Origin of the sequence: Klebsiella sp. ME-303, from assembly GCF_007910085.1 — a bacterium.
GTDB classification, from domain to species: domain Bacteria; phylum Pseudomonadota; class Gammaproteobacteria; order Enterobacterales; family Enterobacteriaceae; genus Klebsiella; species Klebsiella michiganensis.
The window spans coordinates 89,315-104,866 of sequence record NZ_VOJB01000074.1; the positions used below are offsets into that span (position 1 = coordinate 89,315).

Consider the following 15,552-nt stretch of genomic DNA (forward strand, 5'->3'; position numbering starts at 1 on the left):
CGGAAGCCCAGCTATGCCTGAACTGGTTACCCCACGTCTGCGCTGCTCGCCGCTGCAGCTTGACGACTGGCCCTTTTTTCTCAGCTTACAGCAAGACCCCCAGGTGATGCTTTACGTCGCGGATCCCCGCCCGGTAGCGGACATTCGCGACGCTTTTGATGCCCGGCTTCCCGCGTGGTCGCCGGGCGCTGCCCACTGGCTGTGCCTGGTAGTGCGCGACCGCTACACCCACGCTCCCCTGGGCCTCACCGGCTATCAGCATCACGCTCCCGATAGCGCTGAAGCGGGTTTTCTGTTCGCTCCCCGGGCGCAGGGCAAAGGTTACGGCTATGAGTCTCTGCGCGCGCTGTGCGATTACGCTTTCTCCGCCGGCGGCATCCGGCGGCTGACGGCAACCGTCACCGCGGGCAATCTGGCGTCAAAAAATCTGCTGCAAAAGGTCGGTTTTCACCAGGAGGGCGAGCTGCGCGACTGCTACTGGCTCAACGGTCGCTGGCACAACGATTGGCTGTTTGGACTGCTGCGCCGCGATTACCACCAGCCTGGGCCATCTGGCGAATAGGGCGCGACGCGCTTTTCCTCTACACTGCAGGCCGACAACAGAGGAAGCGATAAATGTCCCCAACCATACCGCCGCTAAGCCTGCACGGGCTGGAGTTTATTAAGCGAATGCAGGGGTTAGCGCTCGCCCCCTATCGGGACGAAAGCGGCCTGCGCGTGATTGGCTACGGCCACGTTCTCAATGATTACGAATCGTTCCCTCACTTCACGCGCGAGATCGCGGAGACTCTGCTTATCGTCGATCTTCTGCAGTGCCAGCGCGAACTTAAGCGCAGGCTCCGGGTCACGCTTAATCAAGCGCAATATGATGCGCTGGTCTCGTTAGCCTTTAGCTGCGGGGCGGCGTCTCCGGCGCTTGATACCGTCCTGACCCATCTTAACCATCAGCGGTTCGCTGATGCGCTGAGCGCATGGGAAAATATTCGCATCGGCCGCGAACAGCGGCGCGAAGAGTGCGCAAGATTCAAAAACAGAGCCGATTAAGTTTCGCTGACGCGATGAAAAACCATCGCCGCCTGGGTACGATTCTTCACGTCCAGCCGACGGTACAGCGACTCAAGATGGGCCTTTACCGTGCCGGTGCTGATATTTAACGTCCGGCTAATCTGTTTATTAGAGTCACCGGCGGCCAGCAGCTGCAAAATCTCACGCTGGCGCTGGCTCAAATGAACCCGTTTATTATCGCTCACCTCCGCCATTATTAATCCATCGTCCGGCAAGCAGGGCAGCCCCCGCCGGAGACGATTGATGGTCTGAGCGAAAGTGGGCAAACTTTCCTCGCGCTGCACGATGGCCCGCACATTATAAGACAGCGCGCGCTGTAGCCAGCCCTTATTATCGTCAGAAACGATCAGCAGGACCTGAGCGTGCGGAAAGCGACGCTGTTTTTCCTCCAGCAGCCAACAGCAAAACTCACCGTGCATATCCCCGTCCAGCATGAGCAGCGCGTCAGGATGCGCCGTCAGCTTCTGCCAGAGCTGTTCAGCCTGACAGGTGCCAAAAATATCAATCTCTGGAATGTATTGCTGGAGGCCAATTTTCATTCCATGAATAAATATCGACTGCCTGTCAAACATGAGTACCTGCATGGGTTTCGCTCCAATAAATAAATGCCCGACGAAAGGGCAACATCAGCCAAAATAAATAACAACGCGCCGTTTGGCCTGGGGCATTTTACCGATAGGGGAGATGAACGAAATATCATAACAATGAATAGTTACAGGGCTTATTGGCCCCATTACTTGTCCACAATATTTATTACATTTGAATTAAGGAAATCCTTAATTATGCGGGCAAGGAAAAATAAAATAATACTAATTTTCTAGTTTAAACGAAGCCGGAAACGCAGGCGATGGCGAAATGAGGAAAGTCTGTTACGAAATAAGAAAGCGCATGAAATACGTTAGCCCCTCCATACTCTATGGAGGGGCGCGGGATTACAAGAACATCCCACCGGAGACTTCTACGCGCTGGGCGTTCATCCAGCGCAGATCATCGCTAAGCAGCGCGGCGATGGCATCGCCAATATCATCCGGCAGCCCCACTCTTCCGAGCGCCGTTTGCGCGGCAATATGCTGATTCACCTGCGCGTTATCCCTGACCACACCGCCGCCAAAATCGGTTTCAATCGCGCCGGGCGCAATAATATTGACCGAAATTCCGCGTTCTCCCAGCTCCTTCGCCTGGTAGCGCGTCAGCACCTCCATCGCGCCTTTCATTGAGGCGTAGGCCGCATAGCCCGGCAGCGCGAAACGCGCCAGTCCGCTGGAAACGTTGAGGATCCGCCCCCCGTACTGCAATAACGGCAGCAGGCGTTGGGTAAGGAAAAACGGCCCCTTAAACTGGATGTTCATTAATTCATCAAACTGCGCCTCGCTGGTTTCAGCAAAGGGAATATTCAGGCCAATTCCGGCATTGTTCAATAAATAGTCGAAGGTCTCCCGCTGCCAACGCTGCTGAAGCACTTCTCTTACCTTCTGAGCAAAACTGTCGAAACTGCCAACATCACCGACGTTTAGCGGTAATGCCGCGGCTTTCACGCCTTTTTGCTCAATTTCAGCCACCACGTCCAGCGCCGCCTGCGGGTTACTGTGCCAGGTCAGAATAATATCGGTTCCCTTTGCCGCCAGCTTCAATGCGGCGTTTTTTCCCAGTCCACGGCTACCGCCGGTGACTAAAGCGATACGTTGCGTCATCAGAAAACCCCTTCTTGGTTGCGTTTGCATCGTTGAAGAGCTTATTAGCTGCTATAAAAACAATAAATATGGCAAATTACGTTTTACTGTTTCATTAAAAACAACAATAGGCCGCCGGCATGGATAAAATTCACGCAATGCAGCTGTTCATCAGAGTCGCGGAGCTGGAAAGTTTTTCCCGCGCCGCCGATACCCTTGGCCTGCCGAAAGGAAGCGTCTCGCGCCAAATTCAGGCGCTGGAGAGCCACCTTGGGGTTCGTCTGCTGCATCGCACAACCCGCCGGGTACAGCTGACGCAGGACGGTATGGTTTATTACGAACGCGCCAGAGACCTGCTCAGCAATCTTGAAGAGCTGGACGGCATGTTTCAGCTTGACCCCTCCAGCATCAGCGGGCGTCTGCGGGTTGATATGCCCGTCGCCGTAGCGAAAAAGCTGGTCATTCCACAGCTGCCGGCATTTCTGCAGCAGTATCCCGGCATCGAACTGGAGCTCAGCAGCAGCGATCGGTTAGTCGACGTGGTTCGCGAGGGCTTTGACTGCGTGGTGCGCGTCGGTACGCTGAAAGATTCCGGGCTCATCGCGCGGCCGCTGGGCAAGCTAACGCAAATCAACTGCGCCAGCCCGCAGTACCTGACGCGCTTCGGCTATCCGCAATCGCTGGACGATCTCGCCGATCATGCGCTGATCCACTACGCAAGCAGCCTCGGGGTGCGCCCGCTGGGCTTCGAAGTGGTCAGCGAGGGCGCCGTCCGCTGGATCAAAACCGGCGGCGTCTTGACGGTGAACAGCACCGAGACCTATCAGGCGTCGTGCCTGGCGGGGCTGGGCATTATTCAGGTGCCGCGGGTGGGGGTTCGGGAATGGCTGCGCACCGGCGAGCTGATAGAAATTCTGCCCCACTACCGCGCCGAGCCGCTGCCGGTGTCGCTCATTTATCCGCACCGGCGTAATCTCTCGCGCCGGGTACATCTGTTTATGGAGTGGCTGGGCGGCTTAATGAAAAACTACGTTGATTAGGCCGAATAATGAAAAATCTGTATTTGAGAGCGTGCCGATATTCCCTGCCGGGTGCTGGCTGACGCTTTGCATGGCGTAAAAACCAACAATATCATGCCATTATCAAATTCTCCCAGACCGATACAAACGCAGCGCAGCCGGGGAATAACACAAGAAAGCGCTTCAGTGATTCGCAGATTCCGACGTCCGATACCCCCGATACGCCCCATCCGTGATTTTACGTATATAATTTTTGAAGAATATCGCTGTAAAAAAGGAAGAAATAATTTATGACGCCGGAAAACGACGCTCAACGCCCAACCGAGGATCCGGGCCAGCAGCCGGATAAAAACAAAAGCGCGATGGCTGCGATAAACGACTCTACCGTGGCGAAAAAAGCCAACCAGGCGCTGAAAAGCGTCACCGGAACGGCGGAAAAAGTTCAGCGTAACCATATGGTCGCCCATATCATCCGCGCCGCGGAGCGCTTTAACGACAGGCTGGGTAATCAGTTTGGCGCGGCAATCACCTACTTCTCGTTTTTATCGATGATCCCAATTCTGATGGTCTCTTTTGCGGCCGCCGGTTTTGTTCTCGCCTCGCATCCCACGCTGCTACAGGACATCTTCGATAAAATCCTGCTTAACGTTAGCGACCCGACGCTGGCGGCAACGCTGAAAAATACCATCAATACCGCCGTACAGCAGCGTACCGCCGTCGGTATTGTGGGTCTGCTGGTGGCGCTCTACTCCGGCATTAACTGGATGGGCAACCTGCGTGAGGCCATTCGCGCCCAGTCGCGCGACGTCTGGGAACGCACGCCGCAGGATCAGGAGAAAATTTGGGTTAAGTATTTCCGCGACTTTATCTCGCTGATCGGCCTGCTGGTTGCGCTGGTCATTACCTTGTCGATCACCTCTATCGCCGGCTCGGCCCAGCAGATGATTATCTCGGCGCTTTATCTTGATTATATCGAGTGGCTGAAACCGGCGTGGCGGCTGATTGGCCTCGCGATTTCCATCTTCGCCAACTATCTGCTGTTTTTCTGGATTTTCTGGCGACTCCCGCGCCACCGCCCTCGCCGTAAGGCGCTGATTCGCGGCACCCTGATTGCGGCCGTCGGCTTTGAGATAATCAAAATCATTATGACCTGGACGCTACCGGCGCTGGTGAAATCCCCATCCGGGGCGGCATTCGGTTCGGTGTTGGGGATAATGGCCTTCTTCTATTTTTTCGCCCGCCTGACGCTGTTCTGCGCCGCATGGATTGCCACCGCCGAATATAAAGACGACCGCCGGATGCCGGGCAAAGCCCACGACTAAACCATCACTGGGCTGAATAAAAGACGCAAAATTCAGCCCAACCTGGCATTTCAGCATATAAATCCAACATGTAACTTTTATTTAACCTAAACCTGGTTTTATCGACCATTATTTGAATTTTGTGAAGCATTTCATAGAAGTTATTTTTCTGGCACAGAAATTATTCACTTTTTGCTTCTTTTTTCGCCTCTCTCGCCCCTTGTTACAGATTGAAATGTCCCCAAGGCTGTGGCTATATGGCCTTTCGTTCGCAAAAAATAAGAAAGATCTATGCAAGCCACAGCCACAACACTCGACAACGCGCAGGACACCGTTCCGGTTAACTCACGCAATAAAGTCGTCGTCGCCTCACTCATTGGTACCGCCATCGAGTTCTTCGACTTCTACATCTATGCCACCGCGGCGGTTATCGTATTCCCGCACATTTTCTTCCCGCAGGGCGATCCCGCCGCCGCGACGCTACAATCGCTGGCGACCTTCGCTATCGCCTTTATTGCGCGCCCTATCGGTTCAGCGGTCTTTGGCCACTTCGGCGACCGCGTAGGCCGTAAAGCGACCCTCGTCGCCTCGCTGCTGACGATGGGGATCTCCACCGTGGTTATCGGCCTGCTGCCCGGCTATGAAACCATTGGCATTATGGCACCGGTGCTGCTGGCGCTGGCGCGCTTTGGTCAGGGGCTCGGCCTTGGCGGCGAATGGGGCGGCGCGGCGCTGCTGGCAACGGAAAACGCCCCGCCGCGCAAGCGCGCGCTGTATGGCTCATTTCCGCAGCTGGGCGCGCCTATCGGCTTCTTCTTCGCAAACGGCACCTTCCTGCTGCTCTCCTGGCTGCTGACCGACCAGCAGTTTATGGAATGGGGCTGGCGTATGCCGTTTATCTTCTCCGCCGTGCTGGTCATTATCGGCCTGTACGTCCGCGTTTCGCTGCACGAGTCGCCGGTGTTCGCTAAGGTAGCCGCCGCGAAAAAACAGGTCAAAATCCCGCTGGGCACGCTGCTGACCAAACACGTGCGCGTCACCGTTCTCGGCACCTTTATCATGCTGGCGACCTATACGCTGTTTTACATCATGACCGTCTACTCCATGACCTTCAGCACCGCCGCCGCGCCGATTGGCCTCGGCTTGCCGCGTAACGAAGTGCTGTGGATGCTGATGATGGCGGTTATCGGTTTTGGCGTGATGGTACCGGTGGCGGGCCTGCTGGCGGATGCATTCGGCCGTCGTAAGAGCATGGTCGTGATTACGACCCTGATCATCCTCTTCGCGCTGTTTGCCTTTAAACCGCTGCTCGGCTCCGGCAACCCGCTGCTGGTCTTTGCCTTCCTGCTGATTGGCCTGAGCCTGATGGGGCTGACCTTTGGCCCCATGGGCGCGCTGCTGCCGGAGCTGTTCCCGACGGAAGTTCGCTATACCGGCGCATCGTTCTCCTATAACGTCTCGTCGATCCTCGGGGCGTCCGTGGCGCCGTACATCGCCGCCTGGCTGCAGGGCAACTACGGTCTGCCTGCGGTAGGGCTCTATCTGGCCGCCATGGCGGCGCTGACGATGATCGCGCTGCTGCTGACTCACGAAACGCGTCACCAATCGCTGTAACTCTCCCTCCACGCCCCTGGCCATCCGGCGAGGGGCGTCTCCTTGCCGACTATTTTTTCATCTGCGACAGAATTGCCCGACACTGGTTCGCCTCGCCTTCGGCGGGTGAGATCAGCGCCAGCAGCGCGGCGGCCGGCGTCACCAGGGTCGCCAGCGCTGCCGCTACCGCGCCGCGGGCAATCAGCGGCCCCGCCTTCACGCCCGCATTCGGCGACTTAAAGGTGCCGCGCACGTAGAGCGGTGAACGCAGGGTGATAATGCGAAAGCCCTTACTCTCCGGATCGATAGTGAGGTCCAGCTGCTCTGAGGCAAAGCTGGCGGTACCGGTGACGTTGATCAGCGCGTTTTCCGTATCAAAGGCAAACACCTGCGGCCGGGCGACGCCGTTGACCACGTCGATATTGGCCGCCGCGCAGTTCACCCGCACCTCATCATCGCCAAAGATCTGCCCGATGATAAAGTTACCGACGTTCAGGCCGAGGATCTCCATCAGGTTGCGGCTAATTAAACCGTCGTTCATCAGCAGCTTCAGGTTACCGTTACTGTTGCCCAGCAGCGCGGCGACGGAGTTGCCGGTGCCGCGAAGCTGCACATCGCCGTTCATTTCGCCGAGGGTTTTCTGCATCATCTCCACGTTTGGCATCAGCGCTTTCAGCTTCAGGCGGCGCGCCTGCAGGTTCGCCGTCCCCTGCAGCGGTTTTTTATCCCCTTCAAGATGAATGCTGCCGGCAATCGTGCCGTTGGCCAGCCCCAGACGCAGCGGCTGCAGGCGCAGGTCGCCCCGTTCGAGGATCACGTGGGTGGAGAGGTCGCTGATGGGGAGCGTGCCGCCGTGCTCAATGCGCCGTCCTTTAAAGCGCACATCGGCATCCATCACCTGCCACTTATCGGTTTCAAAGCGGTCATATGGCAACACTTTTCCGGCCGGCTGCGGGGAGGCCTCGCCTTTGCGCCGTTCGGTCTGGCTGCCTTTACCGCCGGAGTCGACGCCAATCAGCGGCCCCAGATCCGCCAGCCTTAACTGTCTGGATTCAAGGTCGCCCTCCAGCTTAGGCCGGGGTTTACCGGTGGTGTAAGTCAGCGAGCCGTGGATATCGCTCTCGCCGATGCGGCCATTAAAATCCTGATAGGCGAAGCGTGAACCGTTTTTCTCCTTGAAGGTGGCCCGCAGATGCCCGTCGGTCGAAAAGGCCGGCGTATCCGGCAGCAGCACGCCGGTCAGGTCATAGAGATCGCCCAGCGAGTCCCCGGAAAACTTCAGCCGCAGATCGACGCCGCCGAGGTTAAGCGGATCGCTGACCGTGCCGGTAAACGCGACCCGGGTATTGCCGGAACGAAAATCCCCCTGCAGGGGGAACGGCGTCCCTTCGCTGCGCAGCGCCAGCATGCCGCCGATTTTGCCGCTACCGGAGAGCGGCTGTCCGTTATAGCTCCCTTTCGCCTGCAGGCCGAAGACGTAATCGCCCACTTTCTGCGGCTGCCCTTTCCCCTTCTCGCCGGTCACTTCACTGAACGCCAGCGGCTTACCGAGCGGATCAACCACGATCGTCACGTCAGCGCGCGACACTTTGTCATCAACGGCAATCTTGCCGCGATCGAAAAGAATATTGTCGAGGCGGAAAGACCAGCTGGAAGGCGCCGCATCTTTCTCCGACGACCCCGCCGAAGCCAGGTCGAAAGTCCAGTTGTTGCTCTTCTCCGACAGTCGGATCAGCCGCGCGTCGGGCTGTTCAAGCTTAATCCACGGCAGATAGACCGTTTTGCTGAGCAGCGCCAGCGGGGCGAGAGTCGCCTCAACGCGCGGCAGGTGGACCATCGTGACCTGCGGGATATCAGGGGGGTTGCCAAGGACGATATCTTCGGCATGAACGTGCGGCCAGGGGATCCAGCTTCGCCAGCCGCTCTCGCCGGGCTGGCGTTCCCAGACGACGCCCAGATCGCCGCGAATCGCGAACGGGCGGTTCAGCTCGGCAGAGACTTTCTGGTTGATCGTCGGCTTCAGGCGGTTCCAGTCAAAGGTCGCCAGCACGATAAAAAACAGAACGATCAGTACGACAATCGTTCCCAGGATAATAGCCACGGTTTTTCGGGTTCTGCTCATCCCTTCTGCACTCCTTTTGCGTCTCGTCACTCCTGAATATAGTTGAGAAACGCCATTTGCTCCGCCGAATGAGGTTTTCGTCACATAATCCGCGTCAGGTCAAAAAAATAATGGAACGTTGTTTTAATATCATTGACCATCAAAGCGCCCCAGCGCACACTAGGGTTAATATTGATTTAATTTCAGGTCATCACTATGTCGAAGAAAATTGCCGTCATTGGCGAATGCATGATTGAGCTGTCAGAGAAAGGCGCAGCGGTTAATCGCGGCTTTGGCGGCGACACCTTAAACACTTCCGTCTACATCGCTCGCCAGACCGACGCCAGCGCGCTGGGCGTGCACTACGTTACCGCCCTGGGCACGGACACCTTCAGCCAGCAGATGCTCGAATCCTGGCAGAGCGAGAACGTTCAGACTGACCTGATTCAGCGCATGGCCGACCGTTTACCGGGCCTCTACTACATCGAAACCGACGAGAGCGGCGAGCGCACCTTTTACTACTGGCGCAACGAAGCCGCGGCGAAGTTCTGGCTGGAGAGCGAGCAGTCTGCGACCATCTGCGAAGAGCTGGCGACCTTTGATTATCTGTATCTTAGCGGGATCAGCCTGGCGATCCTCAGCCCGACCAGCCGCGAGAAGCTGCTGACCCTGCTGCGGGAATGCCGGGCGAACGGCGGCAAGGTTATCTTTGATAATAACTATCGTCCGCGCCTGTGGAGCAGCAAAGAGGAGACGCAGCGGGTTTATCAGCAGATGCTGGCCTGCACCGACATCGCGTTCCTGACCCTCGATGACGAAGACGCGCTGTGGGGCGAGAAGCCGGTTGCGGAAGTGATTGCCCGCACCCACGCCGCCGGCGTTGAAGAAGTGGTGGTTAAGCGCGGCGCAGACTCCTGCCTGGTGGCGATTGCCGGCCAGCCGCTGCGGGAAGTCCCGGCCGTTAAGCTGCCGAAAGAGAAAGTGGTTGATACCACGGCGGCGGGCGATTCGTTCAGCGCCGGCTACCTGGCCGTACGCCTGACCGGCGGCGACGCCGAATCTGCGGCAAAACGCGGACACCTGACCGCCAGCACGGTGATCCAGTATCGCGGCGCGATTATCCCGCGCGAGGCGATGCCGCAGTAATTTTCGATTGCGTTACGCCCGCCTGCGAGAATCCCGGCTGGCGCTGCGCGTAGCCGGGCTACTGTCTGGCACTGGCATTAGACCGGACAAGGCGCGCCAGCGCCGCCTCCGGGAAAATCACCGGGCCAACCCAGCAATACGTAAAACAGATTAGCCATAAACCTCACCGGATAGCCACGCTATCCGGTTTTGCTTTACTGCGCTGGCGGGATATCCGTCGCTTCGTTACGCCCTTCCACAACATCACCGGCGGCGCTCGACGCCGCTGCGGCCGCTGGCGCGGGCGCCATCAGCTTTTCCCACGTCGCCTGCAGTTCCTTCATGTTGTATTCCGGCTCACCCTGCGGCTGCTGCAGCACCAGCGCCATATCCTGCGACAGCTGCTGACGCAGGTACTGATTCAGCATGTCGACCGTCAGCGAATTGAGAAACTCCTGGCGCAGTTTCTGATACTGCTCGGGCGCGATATCCACCACCTGATTTTGCAACGAACGCATCCGCTGGCTAATCAGGATGTACGTATCGGTGCGCGCATAGGTGGCAAACAGCTTCTGCAGTTCGAGGTTTTTCTGCGCGATCAGGGCATCAAACTCCTCCTGCGGCAGGCCGCGATCGCGGACTTTCGCCAGCTCGCGCGCCACGGTCGTTAAGTTGGCGTTCAGGCGCTCGCCCGGCGATTCGATATTGATCGCGCACTGGGCGCGCTGGTAGAGCACGCGGCAGTCAAAGCCAAGGCCGATATCCTTGATATTACTTTTGCTCAGATTCTGCTGTACGTGCCAGAACAGCGCTTCCCGGGCAAGATCGTCGCGCCAGTAGCGCTGCAGCGCGACCGAGTCGCGGATCGGCTGCCACGGCGCATCCCACATCAGCGACAGCTTATCCTGGCGCACCGCATCGGTCATGATGCTGACCGGCGTCGTCGGCAGCGGCGACAGCGTAGGAACCGCCACCGGCGTTTCGCGCTTGCCCTTCAGGCCGCCGAAAGTTTTGTTGATTTGTTCCGCGACGCTGCGGCTATCCACGTTGCCGACCACAATCAGGGTCATGGCATCCGGCGTGTACCACTTGTGGTAATACTCTTTTAGCTGAGCAATATCCACCGGCTGCTTCAGCGGCGCCGCCGGATCGTGCCCCAGCATGGTGGAGCCTTTTAGCCGATAGCGCCACCAGCCTTCTTTGGTATCCGCAGGCCAGGTTGCCACCATGTCTTCGCCCTGCAGCGCGTGGTTGACGGTTTCCGGGGAGATCGGCATTTTACCGCTGGCGCTGGCCAGCCAGCTCAGCGCCTCTTTCAGCAGGTCGTTACGGTTATTCGGTATGCTCAGGTTAAACAAACTGTAGTCATAAGAGACGATGGCGGGCGGCAGAGGACGCTTCGGGTCAATACTCTGCTGCCATAGCGAACGGGCCTGCATGGTCGGGAGGCCACCGTTTTGCGTCAGCGCGAGGCGCGGGATAAAGTGGCTAAAGCCGCTCTGCTGAGTGCTTTCGCTCAGCGAGCCAATATTCACGGACAGGCGAACTTCGATACGATCGCTGGGACGCTGCGGGGTGGCTAAAACCTGCCACTGAAACCCATTCGCCAGTGTCCCCTGTTGCCAGGCCGGGTCCGGCTGGAGCGCTTCTGCCTGCACATAACCGACCGTCGCCATCATCAGCAAACCACCGGTTAAGAGTCGAATTTTTGTGCCCTGCATGTGAACCCCTGATGAACAATCCTGGTTACAACAGCGGCCCACGGGAGGGCCGCCGAAAAAATATGGTGAGTTAAGTACGTCGGTTAGACCACACGGAGATGAAAATGTCGCATGTTGACGTGAAATAAACATAAGGGTCACCGCCGCGCAAGCGACAGTGACCCCTAATTATGCGCAGGAGCCCGTAGTCCAGCAAGGGACAACGGGCCTAACAGATGGATTTATGAGGATAATTCGTGCGATTTGCTTACCGGAGTACGGTTGTTCAGCACATCATCCAGCTGTTTCGCGTCCAGCTCTTTGACCCATTTAGCGACAACTATGGTCGCGACGCCGTTACCCACCAGGTTGGTCAGCGCGCGCGCCTCGGACATAAAGCGGTCGATGCCAAGAATGAGCGCCAGACCGGCGACCGGCAGGTGCCCGACGGCGGAAATCGTCGCCGCAAGGACGATAAAGCCGCTACCCGTCACCCCCGCCGCGCCTTTTGAGGAGAGCAACAGCACCACCAGCAGGGTGATCTGATGGAAAATATCCATATGGCTGTTCGTCGCCTGGGCGATAAACACCGCCGCCATCGTCAGGTATATTGAGGTGCCATCGAGGTTAAAGGAGTACCCCGTCGGGATCACCAGCCCCACCACCGACTTGCGGCAGCCCAGCTTCTCCATCTTATCGAGCATACGCGGCAGCGCCGACTCGGATGAAGATGTCCCCAGGACAATCAGCAGCTCTTCGCGGATATAGCGGATAAATTTAAAGATGCTGAAGCCGGTGGCTTTGGCGATCGACCCCAGCACCACCACCACAAACAGGATGCAGGTGATGTAGAAGCAGACGATCAGTTGGCCAAGCTGCACCAGCGTACCGACGCCGTATTTCCCAATGGTAAAGGCCATGGCCCCGAACGCGCCAATCGGCGCCAGGCGCATGATCATATTGATGATGCCGAAGATCACCTGCGAGAAGCTTTCGATAACGTTAAAAATCAGCTGGCCTTTGCTGCCGAGGCGATGCAGCGCGAAACCAAACAGCACCGCAAACATCAGCACCTGCAGAATGTTGCCGCTGGCAAAAGCGCCAATTACGCTGCCGGGGATAATATCGAGCAGGAACGCTACGATGCCCTGATCTTTCGCCTGTTCGGCGTAAACCGCCACGGCCTTCGCGTCGAGGGTCGCCGGGTCAACGTTCATTCCCGCGCCGGGCTGCACCACGTTTACAATGATCAGGCCGATGATCAGCGCAATTGTGCTCACGATTTCAAAGTAGAGCAGCGCCACCGCCCCGGTGCGGCCGACGGCTTTCATGCTCTCCATCCCGGCAATCCCCGTCACGACGGTACAGAAGATAACCGGGGCAATAATCATTTTAATCAGCTTAACGAAGGCATCGCCGAGGGGTTTCATCTGCGCACCCAGTTCCGGGTAAAAATGGCCCAGCAGAATACCGATCGCTATGGCCGAGAGAACCTGGACATAGAGGCTTTTAAAGAAAGAGATTTTCATAGGGTGTCCTTTGGAGATAACCACAGACCTTGAGGGGGTATTGCGTCCGTGGCTTAAAAATAACACCCATGAAACATTTCAGAAATAACGAGTGATGAAATTGCAATGCAATTGTTAATTTATTTGAACTGACTCGCATAAGCTAACAATGTTGTTACAAACTTGCATCCTCAACATCACCGGGTAAAAAACGGGCCATAAAAGCCTCAGGCGGCATGGCGCAGCCAAAAAGATACCCTTGCACCGTCTCGACGCCCGCCTCCTGCAGCCAGCGATACTGGGTATCGGTTTCGACGCCCTCCGCGACAATGTGCAGATTCAGCCCCCGCGCCAGCTGGATAATCGCGGGCATCATGCTGATATCATCGGGCAGCATATCGATAAAGACTTTATCTATTTTCAGGATGTCTACCGGCAGCGATTTAATATGCTGCAGCTGGCGCAGGCCGGCGTAGCCCATACCAAAGTCATCGAGGGCAATCCGCACGCCCGCTTCACGCAGCGGACGCAGCAGGGAAATAATCGCCTGCGGGTCGTCTATCCGACGGCTTTCGGTGACTTCCAGTACCAGCGTGCCCGGCGCGATACGATAGCGCGCGAGCAGCGCCAGCATCTCCTCGCCGCGATCGTGATGCAGCAGCTGCAGCAACGACACGTTGACCGACAGCGGCAACATAATCCCCTGATTTTGCCAGGCGGCAATCTGCCGGCAGGCCTCTTCCATCACCCAGTAGCCGACCGGCACCATCAGCCCGCAGGCTTCGATACGCTCAATCAGATCGCCCGGCAGCGACCAGCTGCCGTCCGCCTGACGCTGACGCAGCAGCACTTCCGCACCGCACACCTCGCCGCTGTGGGTATCCACCTGCGGCTGCAGCCAGATGGCAAACTGCTGGTTATCAAGCGCCGTCAGAATATCGTGCTCTTCCATTAAGCGGCGCTGCGCTTTTTCCATCTGCTGCGGATCGAAGAACTCAATCTGGTTTTTCCCTTTACGACGCGCGGTTACGGCGGCGGAAAACGCCCGACGGTAGAGCTGTTCGGCGTTAATTTCGCCGTTAAACATCGCGATACCGACGCTGGCGCAGGGGCGCAGCTGGATGCCGTGCAGCGGCAAACGTTCATTTAAGACAGTGAGTACTTGCTTACTTAACGTCACCGCCTGCCAGGGTTCGTCAATGCCGTGGGCCAGAATCGCGAAGTCGTAGCCGCTCACCTGAGCCAGCACCATCTGCGCCGGAATAATCGCCCGCAGCTTTTCAACCAGGGTTAGCAGCAGCATTTCACGCTGCGTCTCTTTCAGTACGCCAGCGGTATCCTGTAGCGTTTCGCAGGCGATAATCAGCAGCGCCGAGGCCTGCGGTCGCGCGACGGTTTGCTCCAGCATGGCCATTAGAAAGGCTTTGTTCGGCAGCTCGGATACCGGAAAACGGGTCGATTGCAAAGAGAGTTCGTCGTGCAGGCGCAGCAGCGTCTGCTGATTACGGTTGTAGCTGCGCACCAGCATGCCGATTTCATCGTCATGATGGAGACGCGGCAGCGTGAGCTGATGGCCCAAACGCTCGTGCTGCGGGACATCGTTTAGCTCACGGGCGATTTTACGCAGCGGTCGTACCATCAGACGGTTGATGCACCAGGTGATCGCCACCGTCAGCATCAGCACCAGAAGCAAGTAAGCGGTCACTAACGTCGCCAGCGCGCTCATGACGAATTTATACATGCGGTATGAGTCGGCCTGGAGCACCAGATAGGCCAGCGGCTGTGGGTTAGCGGGCCGTTCAAGGGAGTAGATAGGCAGCGAAATCTGTACCGGCAGTTCAAACATACGGGTGATGGTTACCGGTACCGGGCGCTCGGGGATAAAGCGCATCCGCAGCGCCTGGAACTGATTGGGCAGGACAACATCCGCCCGGCTGACGATGCCTGCGGGTTGAATACGGCTCAGAATGGCTTCCGCCTCAGGGATATCGGCTTTCAGGATAGCCGCTGACAGCGGTTCGCGAACGGAACGCGCGATGCTTTCTAACTGCGTGGCCGTGGTAAAACGACTCTGCTGAACAAAGTGGAACAGCAGAATAGAACAGAAGACCAGTACAAACGCCATGGACACGCTCGCGACCATCGCCATCTGTTTAATTGTAAGTGAACGGCTGACGCGCAACGGGGTTCTCCACTGAAACTGAACGCATATCGGGTATAGGTCCCTCTCACCGATCGTTATCAGGCTGATTATATACTCAAATTGTTCGCTCACGCCCGCAAGGCGCAAAGCAATGCCATCAGGCCGCTTTCCCGGAGGCGGCGCAATGCGCCTGTCCGGGCTACAAAATCCGCAGGCAGCACCGACCTGTAGCCCCGGTAAGCATAGCGCGACCGGGGAACATTCCCGGGTGGCGGCTAACGCCTTACCCGGGCTACACGCTCACAACCGCCATCGGGCCGGTAGCCC

General features: G+C 57.5%; 12 protein-coding genes. 6 read left to right on the forward strand and 6 right to left on the reverse strand.

The features are described 5' to 3' along the window. Positions 1-13 precede the first annotated feature (13 nt). Together FQK12_RS13490 and FQK12_RS13495 are read left to right on the forward strand one after the other, a co-directional pair. Entirely contained in the window at positions 14-562 is a 549-nt protein-coding gene (locus FQK12_RS13490; RefSeq protein WP_014227159.1) for a GNAT family N-acetyltransferase, read from the forward strand. A 53-nt stretch (positions 563-615) separates the two neighbouring features. Further along, positions 616-1,044, forward strand: a complete 429-nt coding sequence (locus FQK12_RS13495; protein ID WP_014227160.1) for a lysozyme — start codon at positions 616-618, stop codon at positions 1,042-1,044. Here FQK12_RS13495 and FQK12_RS13500 read toward each other — a convergent pair. Together FQK12_RS13500 and FQK12_RS13505 are read right to left on the reverse strand one after the other, a co-directional pair. Beyond that, on the reverse strand, positions 1,041-1,649 hold the full coding sequence (locus tag FQK12_RS13500; protein WP_038422949.1) for a response regulator transcription factor: 609 nt from the start codon (positions 1,647-1,649) through the stop codon (positions 1,041-1,043). The two genes, FQK12_RS13495 and FQK12_RS13500, sit on opposite strands and share 4 nt — an antisense overlap. 348 nt (positions 1,650-1,997) lie before the next feature. Continuing rightward, on the reverse strand, positions 1,998-2,756 hold the full coding sequence (locus tag FQK12_RS13505) for an SDR family NAD(P)-dependent oxidoreductase (RefSeq protein ID WP_014227162.1): 759 nt from the start codon (positions 2,754-2,756) through the stop codon (positions 1,998-2,000). 119 nt (positions 2,757-2,875) lie between these two features. Here FQK12_RS13505 and FQK12_RS13510 point away from each other — a divergent pair, with 119 nt between their 5' ends. The 3 genes from FQK12_RS13510 (at position 2,876) to FQK12_RS13520 (ending at position 6,669) form a co-directional block, all read left to right on the forward strand. Then, a complete protein-coding gene (locus FQK12_RS13510; protein ID WP_014227163.1) occupies positions 2,876-3,775 on the forward strand; it encodes a LysR family transcriptional regulator in 900 nt (299 codons plus the stop codon). Between the two features lie 269 nt (positions 3,776-4,044). Then, positions 4,045-5,076, forward strand: a complete 1,032-nt coding sequence (gene yhjD, locus FQK12_RS13515) for an inner membrane protein YhjD (RefSeq protein ID WP_004134249.1) — start codon at positions 4,045-4,047, stop codon at positions 5,074-5,076. Positions 5,077-5,346: 270 nt separating this feature from the next. After that, positions 5,347-6,669 (forward strand): MFS transporter, encoded by a 1,323-nt coding sequence (locus tag FQK12_RS13520; RefSeq protein WP_004126314.1) that lies wholly within the window; start codon positions 5,347-5,349, stop codon positions 6,667-6,669. A 49-nt stretch (positions 6,670-6,718) separates the two neighbouring features. On the opposite strand, the gene FQK12_RS13525 is transcribed toward FQK12_RS13520, so the two are convergent. Further along, positions 6,719-8,770, reverse strand: a complete 2,052-nt coding sequence (locus FQK12_RS13525) for an AsmA family protein (RefSeq protein ID WP_014839740.1) — start codon at positions 8,768-8,770, stop codon at positions 6,719-6,721. A gap of 195 nt (positions 8,771-8,965) precedes the next feature. Here FQK12_RS13525 and FQK12_RS13535 point away from each other — a divergent pair, with 195 nt between their 5' ends. After that, entirely contained in the window at positions 8,966-9,895 is a 930-nt protein-coding gene (locus FQK12_RS13535; protein WP_014227164.1) for a sugar kinase, read from the forward strand. A 194-nt stretch (positions 9,896-10,089) separates the two neighbouring features. On the opposite strand, the gene FQK12_RS13540 is transcribed toward FQK12_RS13535, so the two are convergent. The 3 genes from FQK12_RS13540 to hmsP all read right to left on the reverse strand — a co-directional run bounded on the left by FQK12_RS13540 (position 10,090) and on the right by hmsP (position 15,264). Beyond that, the gene (locus FQK12_RS13540) at positions 10,090-11,595 is read right to left on the reverse strand and encodes a M16 family metallopeptidase (RefSeq protein ID WP_014227165.1); all 1,506 of its coding nucleotides are present in this window, start codon (positions 11,593-11,595) and stop codon (positions 10,090-10,092) included. Between the two features lie 221 nt (positions 11,596-11,816). Next, on the reverse strand, positions 11,817-13,103 hold the full coding sequence (dctA, locus tag FQK12_RS13545) for a C4-dicarboxylate transporter DctC (protein WP_014227166.1): 1,287 nt from the start codon (positions 13,101-13,103) through the stop codon (positions 11,817-11,819). Between the two features lie 154 nt (positions 13,104-13,257). Continuing rightward, positions 13,258-15,264, reverse strand: coding sequence for a biofilm formation regulator HmsP (hmsP, locus tag FQK12_RS13550; RefSeq protein ID WP_014227167.1), 2,007 nt, complete (start codon positions 15,262-15,264; stop codon positions 13,258-13,260). Between the last annotated feature and the right edge of the window lie 288 nt (positions 15,265-15,552).

Coding starts and splice junctions, on each gene's coding strand:
- dctA (WP_014227166.1), bottom strand. CDS start 13,103: ATGAAAATCTCTTTCTTTAAAAGCCTCTATGTCCAGGTTCTCTCGGCC.
- yhjD (WP_004134249.1), top strand. CDS start 4,045: ATGACGCCGGAAAACGACGCTCAACGCCCAACCGAGGATCCGGGCCAG.
- FQK12_RS13495 (WP_014227160.1), top strand. CDS start 616: ATGTCCCCAACCATACCGCCGCTAAGCCTGCACGGGCTGGAGTTTATT.
- FQK12_RS13490 (WP_014227159.1), top strand. CDS start 14: ATGCCTGAACTGGTTACCCCACGTCTGCGCTGCTCGCCGCTGCAGCTT.
- FQK12_RS13500 (WP_038422949.1), bottom strand. CDS start 1,649: ATGCAGGTACTCATGTTTGACAGGCAGTCGATATTTATTCATGGAATG.
- FQK12_RS13535 (WP_014227164.1), top strand. CDS start 8,966: ATGTCGAAGAAAATTGCCGTCATTGGCGAATGCATGATTGAGCTGTCA.
- FQK12_RS13510 (WP_014227163.1), top strand. CDS start 2,876: ATGGATAAAATTCACGCAATGCAGCTGTTCATCAGAGTCGCGGAGCTG.
- FQK12_RS13505 (WP_014227162.1), bottom strand. CDS start 2,756: ATGACGCAACGTATCGCTTTAGTCACCGGCGGTAGCCGTGGACTGGGA.
- FQK12_RS13520 (WP_004126314.1), top strand. CDS start 5,347: ATGCAAGCCACAGCCACAACACTCGACAACGCGCAGGACACCGTTCCG.
- FQK12_RS13525 (WP_014839740.1), bottom strand. CDS start 8,770: ATGAGCAGAACCCGAAAAACCGTGGCTATTATCCTGGGAACGATTGTC.
- FQK12_RS13540 (WP_014227165.1), bottom strand. CDS start 11,595: ATGCAGGGCACAAAAATTCGACTCTTAACCGGTGGTTTGCTGATGATG.